This window comes from Serratia sp. 2880STDY5682894, assembly GCF_001537385.1.
Lineage (GTDB): Bacteria > Pseudomonadota > Gammaproteobacteria > Enterobacterales > Enterobacteriaceae > Serratia > Serratia nevei.
In genome coordinates this window covers 25,153-38,319 of record NZ_FCJA01000003.1, presented here as the reverse complement: position 1 = coordinate 38,319, position 13,167 = coordinate 25,153, and the positions used below count along the sequence as shown (strand labels likewise).

General features: G+C 62.5%; 11 protein-coding genes. 9 read left to right on the top strand and 2 right to left on the bottom strand.

The window, feature by feature from the left end; translation table 11 throughout:
- Positions 1-117 precede the first annotated feature (117 nt).
- Entirely contained in the window at positions 118-1,584 is a 1,467-nt protein-coding gene (ansP, locus tag AWX27_RS08410; protein WP_049201110.1) for an L-asparagine permease, read from the top strand.
- Positions 1,585-1,622: 38 nt separating this feature from the next.
- Here the strand turns inward: ansP and AWX27_RS08405 are convergent, their stop codons facing one another.
- Positions 1,623-2,402 carry a HalD/BesD family halogenase gene (locus AWX27_RS08405; RefSeq protein WP_060420961.1) on the bottom strand — a complete coding sequence of 260 codons (780 nt, stop codon included), beginning with the start codon at positions 2,400-2,402 and terminating at the stop codon, positions 1,623-1,625.
- 116 nt (positions 2,403-2,518) lie between these two features.
- Between AWX27_RS08405 and AWX27_RS08400 the strand changes: the two genes are divergently transcribed.
- Complete coding sequence (locus tag AWX27_RS08400; protein WP_060420958.1) at positions 2,519-3,415, top strand: LysR substrate-binding domain-containing protein; 897 nt, start codon at positions 2,519-2,521, stop codon at positions 3,413-3,415.
- Here AWX27_RS08400 and AWX27_RS08395 read toward each other — a convergent pair.
- Positions 3,400-4,152 carry an SDR family NAD(P)-dependent oxidoreductase gene (locus AWX27_RS08395; protein WP_060420956.1) on the bottom strand — a complete coding sequence of 251 codons (753 nt, stop codon included), beginning with the start codon at positions 4,150-4,152 and terminating at the stop codon, positions 3,400-3,402. The two genes, AWX27_RS08400 and AWX27_RS08395, sit on opposite strands and share 16 nt — an antisense overlap.
- 151 nt (positions 4,153-4,303) lie before the next feature.
- Between AWX27_RS08395 and AWX27_RS08390 the strand changes: the two genes are divergently transcribed.
- From AWX27_RS08390 to fbpC, 7 genes are all read left to right on the top strand, one after another.
- Positions 4,304-5,068, top strand: a complete 765-nt coding sequence (locus AWX27_RS08390) for an arylamine N-acetyltransferase family protein (RefSeq protein ID WP_049201122.1) — start codon at positions 4,304-4,306, stop codon at positions 5,066-5,068.
- A gap of 123 nt (positions 5,069-5,191) precedes the next feature.
- Positions 5,192-5,821, top strand: coding sequence for a response regulator transcription factor (locus AWX27_RS08385; RefSeq protein ID WP_060420954.1), 630 nt, complete (start codon positions 5,192-5,194; stop codon positions 5,819-5,821).
- On the top strand, positions 5,821-7,362 hold the full coding sequence (locus AWX27_RS08380) for an MASE1 domain-containing sensor histidine kinase (RefSeq protein ID WP_060420951.1): 1,542 nt from the start codon (positions 5,821-5,823) through the stop codon (positions 7,360-7,362). The genes AWX27_RS08385 and AWX27_RS08380 overlap by 1 nt, the downstream gene beginning before the upstream one ends.
- A 60-nt stretch (positions 7,363-7,422) precedes the next feature.
- Positions 7,423-8,751, top strand: coding sequence for an MFS transporter family glucose-6-phosphate receptor UhpC (uhpC, locus tag AWX27_RS08375; protein ID WP_225529591.1), 1,329 nt, complete (start codon positions 7,423-7,425; stop codon positions 8,749-8,751).
- A complete protein-coding gene (locus tag AWX27_RS08370; protein WP_060420945.1) occupies positions 8,748-9,779 on the top strand; it encodes an ABC transporter substrate-binding protein in 1,032 nt (343 codons plus the stop codon). Before uhpC ends, AWX27_RS08370 begins: the two co-directional genes overlap by 4 nt.
- A gap of 67 nt (positions 9,780-9,846) precedes the next feature.
- Positions 9,847-11,925, top strand: coding sequence for an ABC transporter permease (locus AWX27_RS08365; protein WP_060420941.1), 2,079 nt, complete (start codon positions 9,847-9,849; stop codon positions 11,923-11,925).
- An 11-nt stretch (positions 11,926-11,936) separates the two neighbouring features.
- Positions 11,937-12,983, top strand: coding sequence for a ferric ABC transporter ATP-binding protein (gene fbpC / locus AWX27_RS08360; protein ID WP_038879845.1), 1,047 nt, complete (start codon positions 11,937-11,939; stop codon positions 12,981-12,983).
- The last annotated feature ends 184 nt before the right edge of the window (positions 12,984-13,167 follow it).

Genomic DNA, 13,167 nt, shown 5'->3' with positions numbered 1-13,167 from the left:
TACACAATAAACAGCGGAATGATGCTACGACCTCATTCTCATTACGATTGCTGATGGCAATCGTTTGCCCTGCAGCTCAGGGCGGAGTTCATCATAGACAGGTAAACAGGACGGATAATGCACTCACAAAAAAAGTCGGCGGACGATAAACACGCCGCCAGACGACGCTGGCTAGACTCCCATGAATCCGGTTATCACAAAAGCATGGGTAACCGGCAGATCCAAATGATCGCCATTGGCGGTTCGATCGGCACCGGCTTGTTCCTCGGTACCGGCGGCCGTCTCGAACTGGCCGGGCCGGCGCTGGCGCTGGTCTATCTGGTGTGCGGGATCTTCTCTTTCTTCATCCTGCGCGCGCTGGGCGAACTGGTGCTGCATCGCCCTTCCAGCGGCAGCTTCGTTTCTTACGCCCGCGAATTTCTCGGTGAGAAAGCCTCTTACGTCGCCGGCTGGATGTATTTCCTCAACTGGGCGATGACCGGCATCGTCGACATCACCGCGGTAGCGCTGTACATGCACTACTGGGGCACCTTCGCCGACGTGCCGCAATGGCTGTTCGCCCTCGGCGCGCTCGGCATCGTCGCCACCATGAACATGATCGGCGTGAAATGGTTCGCCGAAATGGAATTCTGGTTCGCGCTGATCAAGGTCGCCGCCATCGCGCTGTTCCTGATTGTCGGCGTGGTGTTCCTCGGCACCGGCACCCCGGTCGCCGGCCACACCACCGGCATGCACCTGATCACCGAAAACGGCGGCATGTTCCCGCACGGCCTGCTGCCGGCGCTGGTGCTGGTGCAAGGGGTGATCTTCGCCTTCGCCGGCATTGAGCTTATCGGCACCGCCGCCGGCGAGTGTAAAGATCCGGCCAAAATGATGCCCAAAGCGATCAACAGCGTGATCTGGCGTATCGGTCTGTTCTACGTCGGCTCCGTGGTGCTGTTGGTGCTGCTGCTGCCGTGGAACGCCTATCAGGCCGGTCAAAGCCCGTTCGTCACCTTCTTCAGCAAGCTGGGTGTGCCTTATATCGGCACCATCATGAACATCGTGGTGTTGACCGCCGCGCTGTCCAGCCTCAACTCCGGCCTCTACTCTACCGGCCGCATCCTGCGCTCGCTGGCGATGGGCGGCTCCGCGCCGAAGCTGATGGCCAAAATGAGCAGCCAGCAGGTGCCTTACGCCGGCATCCTGGTCACCTGCGGCATCTACGTGATCGGCGTGGTGCTCAACTATCTGGTGCCGTCGCAGGTGTTCGAGATCGTGTTGAACATCGCTTCGCTGGGCATCATCGCCTCCTGGGCATTTATCATCGTTTGCCAGATGCGTCTGCGCAAAGCCGTGCGCGAAGGCCGCGCGCAGCCGGTCTCGTTCAGAATGCCGGGCGCGCCGTTCACCTCCTGGCTGACGCTGGCGTTCCTGCTGATCGTGGTGGTGATGATGGCGTTCGACTACCCGAACGGCACCTGGACCATCGCCACCATTCCGGTGCTAGCGGTGCTGCTGACGCTGGGCTGGTTCGGCCTGCGCAAGCGCGCGCAGGAAGTGAAGCTGGAACAGCAGGCTCACGAAGAACAAAACCCGCACTGATTCGACAAACCGCCCTCCGGGGCGGTTTTTTTTATCCGCTATAATCGGCCGTAGAACGTCATTCTGGCGCTTTCCGACAGCATCACGTCCGGCTGCGCATTGTAGGCCAGCACCACCAGCATGCGCGTGATGTCGCCTTCGGTCGGCGTCACCCGGTGCATGGCGTTGCGCCCGCGAAACAGCACCAAATCCCCCTCCTCCATCGCCAGCCGTTTGGCCGCCCGCTCCCCGTCCAGCACCTGCGTGACCCCGGCATAGTTCATCTCGCCGCGATCGGCATCGCGCAGGTTCTCCACGTACTCGAAACGCCCGCCCGCCGCCGGTTTCTGGATCAGTAGCGTGATGGCGAACGACGAGTTGTCGAAGTGCCAGCCCAGCTCCTGGCCGGTGTGGGCGTAATGCAGGTTGATCGACGACAGCCGATCGGCGTAGGGATACAGCTGCGCCTCATCCAGCACCGCACAGAGGAACGCGCGAAACGCCGGAGCGTCGTACAGCGCACGCAGCGGCGACTGCGGCGGAATATCTTCGTCGGTAATGCAGCCCTTGGACGACACCACCAGCCGGTTGCGCGCGTGATCGGCCGGCAGCGCGTCGTCCTGCGGCCGCAGATACACGTTGTGTTTGCTGGTGGCATAAAACGCCGCGTGGTGCTGTTCGGCGCCTTCCAACCGCACCGTCGCCAGCGCGGCGGCGCGCAGAAATCCCGGCAGTACTAACGCACCGCTGCGCTCCAGCGTTTGCCGGCAACGGGCGCGGAACTCGGCGTCGTCGATGGGATGGGCGGACAGATCGATAATATCGGCAAGTTGCGGCATGACATTCCCCTCGTGTGCGATAGCCGGATGCCTCTCACTGTAGCGAATGGCGCATTGCCGCCATAACAAAAATACGTTATGGATAAGCTAACCAATTCTTAGCGATAGCCCTGCCCATGCACTCACCGTCCCGCGCGCGCTTGCCCAAGCTGAGCGCCATTCTGGCGTTCGAAACCGCCGCCCGCACCGGCAGCCTGGCCCGCGCGGCGGATACGCTGGCGCTGACCGCCGCCGCCGTCAGCCAGCAGATCCGCCAGCTGGAGCAACATCTGGGGATCACGCTGTTCATCCGCGCCAAAAGCGGCGTCACGCTGACCGAACAGGGCGCGGACTACCTGGCCTACGTGCAGGAGGCGTTCGAAACGCTGCGCGTGGCGCAGCAGCACGTCGAGCGCCAGCGCGGCAAACAGGCGCTGACGGTATTCGCCCTGCCGGCGTTGGCCTCCAAGTGGCTGAACCCGGCGCTGGGCGACTGGCTGGCGCAGTGCCCCGACGGCGATCTGCGGCTGCACGCGACCCATGCGGCGGTCGATTTCGCCCATTCGGCGGCGGACTTCGCCCTGTGCTTCGGCGATCAGGACTATCCGCTGCTGGAAAAGGTGCGGCTGTTTCAGGATCGGGTGCAGCCGGTGTGCAGCCCGGCGCTGCGCGATCGCGGCGACTGGACGCAGCTACCGCTGATCCACGTCGACTGGGGCAAGGAGAGCCAGTTTCTGCCGGGCTGGCACGAGTGGTTCACCGCCGCCGATCGAATGCCGCCGGCGCGGCGCGGGCTGACCTATAACCTGACTTCGCTGGCTATCGACGCCGCCGTGCAAGGGCGCGGGGTGCTGCTCGGCCAGCGGCGGCTGATCGCCCGTGAACTGGCGGAAGGCCAGCTGGTCACCCTGGCCGAACCGACGCTGCCGCTCAGCAAACCCTACTACGTGGTTTACCCGCCGCGCACGCTGGAAAAACCCGGCGCAGCGGCGTTTCTCAGTTGGCTGCAGGCGCTGGCTCAGCGCGCGGTATAACCGCCGTCGATGCTGTAAAACGCGCCGGTGGTGAAACTGCTGTCGTCCGAGAGCAGGAAAGCCACCGTTTTCGCCACCTCTTCCCGCGTCGCCATTCTCCCCATCGGGTGCGAAGCGGCCATCTGCGCCCGCGCTGACGCCGGCAGCGCCCCCATCGCCGGCGTATCCACATAGCCCGGCCCGACGGCGTTGATGCGCACGCCGCGCGAGGCGAATTCCAGCGCCGCCGAGCGCGTCAGGCCCAGCACGCCATGCTTGGCGGCGGTATAAGGCGCAATCCCGGCAATGCCCACCACGCCGTTGGCGGAAGAGAGGTTCACCACCGCCCCGCCGCCGCCGGCGACGATCGCCGGCAGGCCGTACTTCATGCCGAAAAACGTGCCGCTCAGGCAGGTGGCGATCACCTCATGCCAGTCTTCGACCGCGTATCGATCGATGTCCACCTCGTGCGGGCCGGTGATCCCGGCGTTGTTGACCAGCAGATGCAGCGCGCCGCAGCGCCGCACCGTCTCTTCAACGCCCTGCTGCACCGACGGCGCATCGCGCACGTCCATCCGCAACGTCATCACCCGTCGGCCCTCGGGATCGAGCCGCGCGGCGGCTGCGGCGAGAGGCGCAGCGTGGCGGCCGGTCATTACCACCGTGGCGCCGCGCCGAAACAGCTCGGCGGCGATCGCTTCGCCGATGCCGGTGGAAGCGCCGGTCACCAGCGCCACCCGATGTTTGAAATCTTGCATAGCCGTTCTCCTGCAACGTTGAACTCAGGGGAACAGGCTAGCGCCGACCGGTGACAGTTTGCGGCAGCAGCGACAGCGCAGCACGTAATGCGCTCACAAAAGCTGCAAAGCCCGCTATTTTATGCCTACTTTTTCTCATGCGAGACACCCTGTGGATACCCAACGCTACCTGCAGCATATCGGCTTTACCGGCGCCGCCCGCCCTGACCTCCCCACGTTGCAACAGCTGCACCATCGCCACATGCTGAGCGTCCCGTTCGAGAATCTGAGCATTATTTATCATCAGGGCATCCGGCTGACGCCGGAGGCGCTGTTCAGCAAGGTGGTCGAGCGCAACCGCGGCGGTTTCTGTTATGAGCTGAACACGCTGTTCGCTTTGCTGCTGCGCGAGATCGGTTTCAAGGTGAGCTTCATCTCCGGCGAGATCCGCGCGCGCGACGGCCATTTCGGCCCGCCCTACGACCACCTGGCGCTGCGGGTGGATCTGGAAGACCAAGCATGGCTGGTAGACGTCGGTTTCGGCGATTCCTTCCTGACGCCGCTGAAGATCGTCGTCGCCGAGCCGCAACCGCAGGCCAGCGGCACCTTCCACCTGGAACGGGAAGGCGAGTATTACCTGCTGGAGCGCCGCAACGGCGACCAACGTTCGCATGCCAAAACCCTGTATCGCTTTACCGTTCAACCGCGCGAGCTGCATGAGTTCGACGAGATGTGCCGCTTCCACAGCACCTCGCCGCAGTCGCATTTCACCCAGCGCCTGGTGTGTTCACGGCCGACGGACCACGGCCGGGTGACCCTCAGCGACATGAAGCTGATCGTGACCGAAGATCACCAGCGCCACGAAACGACGTTGCATTCGGAAGAGGAACGGCGCGCCGCGCTGTGGCAGCATTTCGCCATCGATTTGGATCGTTGAGGGCGCCGGCGGCGTCCTTTTATTACGATTCTGTTACACCGATTGCATAACCGCGCTTGGCTGATTGCCAGCACCGCGGCGGCAGGCATCATAGGGCCATGATTCGGCAACAGAGTGCGAAAAATGATCCGTGTGATACTGGTGGATGACCATGTGGTGGTGCGCTCCGGCTTTGCGCAGTTGCTCAACCTCGAGGACGATCTCGACGTGGTGGGGCAATACAGCAGCGCAGCGGCGGCCTGGCCGGCATTGCTGCGCGACGACGTCAACGTCGCGGTGATGGACATCGCCATGCCGGATGAAAACGGCCTCAGCCTGTTGAAACGCCTGCGGGCGCAGAAGCCGCAGTTCCGCGCGATCATCCTCAGCATCTATGACTCCCCCACCTTCGTGCAGAGCGCGCTGGACGCCGGCGCCAGCGGCTATCTGACCAAACGCTGCGGGCCGGAAGAGCTGGTGCAGGCGGTGCGTTCCGTCGATATGGGCGGCCATTACCTGTGCGCCGACGCGCTGCGGGCGCTGCGCGGCGGCGAGCGGCCGGCCACCGCGCTGGAAGTGCTGACCCCGCGCGAGCGTGAAATCTTCGATCTGCTGGTCAAAGGCGACAGCGTAAAGGAGATCGCTTTCAAGCTCGATCTCAGCCATAAAACGGTGCACGTGCATCGCGCCAACGTCCTGGGCAAGCTGCAGTGCAACAGCACCATCGAGCTGGTGCATTTCGCTCTCGACCATCAGCTGCTGGTGGGGCATTGATGTCGCCCCGCTTCCGGCCCTGGGTTATCTCGCTATTTATCCTGTTGGCCTGGGGCAGCGGCTGGCTGATGCTATGGACGCTCGGTTTCTATCTGACCCGCAACGGCAACCAGGCGGCGCTGTTTCTGCCGCACGGCGTCTATCTCGCGCTGCTGATCCTGCTGGCGCGTCGCTATTGGCCCGCCTTGATCGTGCCGCCGATCCTGCTGCTGTTCTGGCTGCACGGCGAACGCCTGCTGAGCGGCTACGGCCTGCTGGCCGCGCCGTTTATCACCCTGTTTCCGGCTGCGGTAGCGCAACGACTCTGGCACCGTTTTCCGCTCTACTGGCAGCGGCTGACGCTGCTGCTGGCTGCGGTGACCGCCGCCTCGTTGCTCAACACTGCCCTGCTTTCACCGTTTGTGCCAAGCCCGGCGATGCTGCTTGGCCTGGCGTCGTTTACCGGCGGCGTCTTGCTGACCCCGTTCGTCTATCTGATCTTTGAATTTCTGCGCCAGCAGCACCGTTATCACCTGCTGGGGCTGGACACCCCCAACCCGCCGCTGCGCGCGTCCTTAATCATCTGGTGCAGCCTGTTCTTCGTTATCGGTATCGGCACGCAGATGGTGCTGTCGCCGGAAATCGAGCGCCTGCTGCTGATCGTGGTGTTTCTGCCGAACGTGGTGATGGCGTGGAAGTTCGGCTGGCAGGGCGGCGTGCTGTCCGGCCTGCTCGGCAGCATGATGATCACCCTCGCCCGGCAGGTCGGCGTGGGGTTCGGCAACTTGGTCGAGCTGGAAATCTTTCTGGCGACGCAGGCGCTGCTCGGCATCGGCCTGGGCATCGCCATCAGCCGCCAGCAGCACCTGGCGCAAAACCTGCACCACTATCAGCGTCGCCTGGAAGAAGAGCTGGCGGCGCGGCGGGCGCTGACCGAAAAACTGATCCACACCGAAGAAGACACGCGGAAAAACCTGGCGCGCGAGCTGCACGATGAAATCGGCCAGAACATCACCGCGATTCAAATCCAGTCGCAGCTGGTCAAACGGGCGCACGATCCGGCGCAAACCCAGGCCGCCGCGCACCAGATAGGCGAGCTCGCCCGGCGCATTCATCACTCCACGCGCCAGCTGCTGCGCCAGCTTCGGCCGCCCGCGCTGGACGAGCTGGCGTTCAAAGAGGCGCTTCACCACCTGCTGAGCGAATTCGCCTTTGCCGAACGGGGCATCCACTGCCGTTTCGATTACCGGCTGAGCGACACGCCCGCCGGCGAAACGGTGCGCTTCACCCTCTACCGCCTGCTGCAAGAGCTGCTCAACAACGTGTGCAAACACGCCGAGGCCAGCGAAGTCGCCATCGTCTTGTATCAACAGGGGCCGCTTTTGCACCTCGAGGTGCGGGACAACGGCATCGGCATCCGCACGGACAAGGTGCCCGGCCTCGGCATTCAGGGGATGCGCGAGCGGGTCAGCGCACTGGGCGGCGAGCTGACGCTGGAAACGCATTGCGGCACGCGGGTAATTGTTAACCTGCCCACAAATTTGCAACAAACCGCCGACTAACTAGGAAAAAGTCTTAGCCACTCCGGACTTTATCTCATCCCCTTTCCCTTTCACCTTCTTATAGTCACCACCAGGGAGGCGGCTATGCAGGCACGCTCGGCATCTGAAATCGATCATCGTTACCGCGCGCTGCGCCCGCGACTGCTGCTGTACATGGTCATCGGGTACGCCGCCTTTTACCTGACGCGCAAAAGCGTGAATTACGTGCTGCCGGCGCTGCAAACGGATTTGGGCCTGGATAAAGGGGACATCGGCCTGCTCGGCTCGCTGTTTTACCTGAGCTACGGCCTGTCGAAATTCGCCGCCGGGCTGTGGCACGACGGCCACGGGCAGCGCAGGTTTATGGGGATCGGCCTGTTCGCCACCGGCTTGCTGAACGTGGCGTTTGCCTTCGGCGAATCGCTGACGCTGCTGCTGGCGGTCTGGGCGCTGAACGGCTTCTTTCAGGGCTGGGGCTGGCCGCCCTGCGCGCGGCTACTGACCCACTGGTATTCGCGCAACGAGCGCGGCTTCTGGTGGGGCTGCTGGAACATGTCGATCAACCTCGGCGGCGCGATCGTGCCGCTGATCAGCGCCTTCGCTGCCCAGCGCTGGGGCTGGCAGGCGGCGATGCTGATCCCGGGCGCCGTCAGCATGGTGTTGGGCCTCTGGCTCACGCAGCAGCTGACAGGCACGCCGCAGGAAGAAGGCCTGCCGTCGGTCGGCCAGTGGCGCCACGATCCGCTGGAGCTGCGCCAGGAACAGCAAAGCCCGCCGATGGGGCTGTGGCAGATGTTGCGCACCACGATGCTGAAGAACCCGATGATCTGGCTGCTAGGCGTCTCTTACGTGCTGGTCTACCTGATCCGCATCGCGTTGAACGACTGGGGCAATCTCTGGCTGACCGAAAGCCACGGCGTCAACCTGCTCAGCGCCAACGCCACGGTGATGCTGTTCGAGATAGGCGGCCTGCTCGGCGCGCTGTTCGCCGGCTGGGGTTCGGATGTGCTGTTCGGCGGGCAGCGCGCGCCGATGATTTTGCTGTTCACGCTCGGGCTGATGGTTTCCGTCGCCGCGCTGTGGCTGGCGCCGGTGCATCACTACGCGCTGCTGGCGGGCTGTTTCTTTACGGTGGGCTTTTTTGTCTTCGGCCCGCAGATGCTGATTGGCCTTGCCGCCGTGGAATGCGGGCACAAAGGCGCAGCGGGCTCCATCACCGGTTTTCTCGGCCTGTTCGCCTACCTGGGGGCAGCGCTGGCGGGCTGGCCGCTGTCGCAGGTCATCGAAGGCTACGGCTGGTCAGGCATGTTCAGTTTGCTGTCGATCGCCGCCGTTCTTATGGGTTTATTGCTGATGCCGCTGCTGATGGCGAGCGTCGCCACCTCTACCGAGAGAAGGATAAAACAATGAAAAAAATGTGGGTCACGACTCTGATAGCTTCCGGCATCGCGCTGGCCACGCTGAGCGGCGCCGCGCACGCCAAGGGCCGCCTGGTGGTTTACTGCAGCGCCACCAATGAAATGTGCGAAGCGGAGACCAAAGCCTTCGGCGAGAAATATGACGTGAAAACCTCGTTCATCCGCAACGGCTCCGGCAGCACGCTGGCGAAAGTGGACGCCGAGAAGAAAAACCCGCAGGCGGACGTCTGGTACGGCGGCACGCTCGATCCGCAATCCCAGGCCGGTGAAATGGGGCTGCTGCAGCCCTACAAATCGCCGAACCTCGAACAGGTGATGCAACAATTCCGCGACCCGGCGAAGCTGAAAGGCAACTACTCCTCGGCGGTCTACGTCGGCATTCTCGGCTTCGGCGTCAATACCCAGCGCCTCAAAGAGAAAAACCTGCCGGTGCCCAAGTGCTGGAAAGACCTGACCAAACCGGAATACAAAGGCGAGATTCAAATCGCCGATCCGCAGAGCTCCGGCACCGCCTATACCGCGCTGGCGACCTTTGCCCAGCTTTGGGGAGACGATCAGGCCTTCGATTACCTCAAGCAGCTGAACGCCAACGTCTCGCAGTACACCAAGTCCGGCATTGCCCCGGCGCGCAACGCCGCCCGCGGTGAAACGGCGATCGGCATCGGTTTCCTGCATGACTACTCACTCGAAAAAGAACAGGGCGCGCCGCTTGAGCTGATCTCGCCTTGTGAAGGCACCGGCTACGAAATCGGCGGCGTCAGCATCCTCAAAGGCGCACGTAACCTCGACAACGCCAAGCTGTTTGTGGATTGGGTGCTGTCGAAAGAGGCGCAGGAACTGGCATGGCAGAAAGGCAAGTCCTATCAGATCCTGACCAACACCACCGCCGCTACCTCGCCGAACTCGCTGAAGCTCGACGACCTGAAGCTGATCAACTACGACATGGACAAGTACGGCTCGACCGAGGTCCGCAAGGCGCTGATCAATAAATGGGTCAGCGAAGTCAAGATGGGTAAATAAGCCCACATTCTGCGCCTGTTGCCGGGTAAGCCTCACGCCTTACCCGGCCTGAACATCCGGGAAACTTATGTCACATACACATGCACTCCATCTCGTGAAAAAACGAGATGCGATATTCCTTTGGGTCTTGCTTGGCTGGCTGGCGTTCGCCCTGCTGCCGAGCTGGAGCCTGGATTACGGCCTGCTGGAGTCCACCGGCGATGAAATCCTCGCGGCCTACGGCTGGTCACACCGCAATGTCAGCTGGCTATGGTGCCTGTTGCCGAGCCTGCTGCTGCTTCGCCCTTACGCCCCGGCGGGCGGTGAACGGCGGCGGCGCCACGCGTTCGATGCCGGCTGGGCGCTGCTGTGCATGGCCTTTATCGTCGTCAGCGCCACGGTGGCGGGGCGCGGTTTAGGCTACGCCACCCTGGTGCAATTGACCGCGCTGGGCGCCATCATGACGCTGGCGCTGACCCGCCTCGAATGGCTGGGCGGCGACCGTTTCGTTATCGGTGCGCTGGTCACCATCGTGGCGCTGATCGGCGTCTTCATCGTCTGGCCGAGCATCGCGATTTTCATTCCGATGTTCACCGACCAAGCGGGGGCATTCGCGCCGCTGGCGTTTATGAACGTGCTGTCGCAGGCGCATATCGTTCAGGTGATCCTCAACTCCATCGCCCTGTCGATCGCGGTCGGCGCCGGCTGCACCTTCTTCGGCCTGGTGCTGGCGATTTACACCACCCGCATCGCCAAGCGCAGCGCCATTATCGGCCGCATCTTCTCCATCCTGCCCATCGTCACGCCGCCGTTCGTCGTCGGCCTGGGCGTCACGCTGATGATGGGGCGCTCCGGCTACGTCACCGAGTGGATGGTGGCCTGGTTCGGCCTGACCAACACCAACTGGCTGTACGGCTTTACCGGCATCTGGCTGGCGCAGGTGCTGGCGTTCACGCCGATGGCGTTCATGATCCTCGACGGCGCGATCAAGACCATTCATCCTTCGCTGGAAGAAGCCTCCTACACCCTGCGCGCCAGCCGTTGGCAAACCTTTAACGGCGTGTTCGTGCCGCTGCTGAAACCGGCGCTGGCCAACGCGTTTCTGATCGTGGTGGTGCAATCGCTGGCCGACTTCAGCAACCCGCTGGTGCTCGGCGGCAACTTCGACGTGCTGGCGACGCAAATCTATTTCTACATCACCGGCTCGCAGCTCGACTATCAGGCCGCCAGCACCCTCGGCGCCTTCCTGCTGCTGTTCTCGCTGCTGGTGTTCTGCATCCAGTACCTGTGGATCGGCAAGCGTTCCTACGTCACCGTGTCCGGCAAATCCTATCGCGGCGACGTACAGCCGCTGCCGGTCACGCTGGTGTGGGGCGTGATCGCGTTGCTGGCGGTGTGGGTAGCCTTTAACGCCCTGCTCTACGGCAGCATTTTCTACGGCAGCTTCACCGTCAACTGGGGAGTGGATTACACACTGACGCTGGATAACTTCATCAAGCTGTTCGGCCAGGGCATGAGCGACGGCGCGTGGCCTTCGCTGCTCGACACGCTGCTGTACGCCGCGATCGCCGCGCCGATCACCGCCGCCTTCGGCCTGCTGATCGCCTGGATCGTGGTGCGCCAGCAGTTCAGGGGCAAAAAGACCATCGAGTTCACCACCATGCTGTGTTTTGCGGTGCCGGGCACCGTGGCGGGCGTCTCTTACATTCTCGCCTTCAACAGCGCGCCGGTGTACCTCACCGGGACGGCCGCCATCGTGATTATCTCGATGGTGATGCGCAATGTGCCGGTGGGCATTCGCGCCGGGATCGCCGGGCTGGGCCAGATAGACAAATCGCTGGACGAAGCCTCGCTCAGCCTGCGCGCCGGCTCGCTGCGCACCATTACGCACATCCTGCTGCCGCTGCTGCGCCCGGCGATCCTGTCGGCGCTGATCTACAGCTTCGTGCGCGCCATCACCACCGTCAGCGCCATCGTTTTCCTGGTGACGCCCGATACCCGCGTGGCCACCGCCTACATCCTCAACCGCGTGGAAGACGGCGAATACGGCGTGGCGATCGCCTACGGTTCAATTCTGATCGTGGTGATGCTGGCGATTATTTTCCTCTTTGACTGGCTGATCGGCGAGGCACGCATCTCCCGTTCAAAAGCCAAAAACCAGGCGTAATGGAGCCCATGATGAGCCAGAAAAATTTCGTTGAACTGCGCAACGTCTCCAAACGGTTCGGCAGCAACACGGTGATCGATAACATCACGCTCACCATCCCTCGGGGGCAGATGGTGACGCTGCTCGGCCCTTCCGGCTGCGGCAAGACCACCATTTTGCGCCTGGTCGCCGGGCTGGAGAAACCGAGCGACGGGCAGATATTCATTGATGGTGAAGACGTTACCCATCGTTCCATCCAGCAGCGTGACATCTGCATGGTGTTTCAGTCTTATGCCCTGTTCCCGCACATGTCGCTGGGAGAAAACGTCGGCTATGGGCTGAAGATGCTCGGCATTCCGCGCGCCGAAGTGAAAGCGCGCGTGCAGGAAGCGCTGGCGATGGTGGATCTGGCGGGGTTCGACGATCGCTATGTCGATCAGATCTCCGGCGGCCAACAGCAGCGCGTGGCGCTGGCGCGCGCGCTGATCCTCAAGCCGAAAGTGCTGCTGTTTGACGAGCCGCTGAGCAACCTCGACGCCAACCTGCGCCGCAGCATGCGCGAAAAGATCCGCGAGTTGCAAAAGCAGTTTGATATCACGTCGCTGTACGTCACCCACGATCAGAGCGAGGCTTTCGCGGTCTCAGACACCGTGCTGGTGATGAACAAGGGGCATATCATGCAGATAGGCTCGCCGCAGGATCTCTATCGGCAGCCGGCGTCGCGCTTTATGGCGAGCTTTATGGGGGACGCCAACCTGTTCCCGGCCGGCTTCAGCGCGGACTATGTCGATATCAGCGGCTATCGCCTGCCGCGCCCCGCGCACTTTGCCACCGAAGGCGCCGGCACGGTGGGCGTGCGGCCGGAAGCGATCACGCTGAGCGAGCACGGCGAGGAAAGCCAGCGCTGCGTGATCCAGCATGTCGCCTACATGGGGCCGCAGTATGAAGTGACGGTAGCGTGGCATGGGCAGCAGATTTTGCTGCAGGTTAATGCCACTCGCCTGCAGCCCAACGTCGGCGAACATTATTATCTGGAAATTCACCCCTACGGCATGTTTATGCTGGCGGACGCGGCATAATAAGCATCACTCTTAAGAGTTAGAATAACGGTCATTCCGCATGGAATGGCCGTAAATAACCGCAAAAAAAAACCGTATTTATCTATTTTTACAATTCCACCCAAGTCCTTGTTCAGCCGAGAAATAAATATATCCGTATTCATTAAAAAATAACCACCTGGGCCACCAAGGATGATATTTTTAT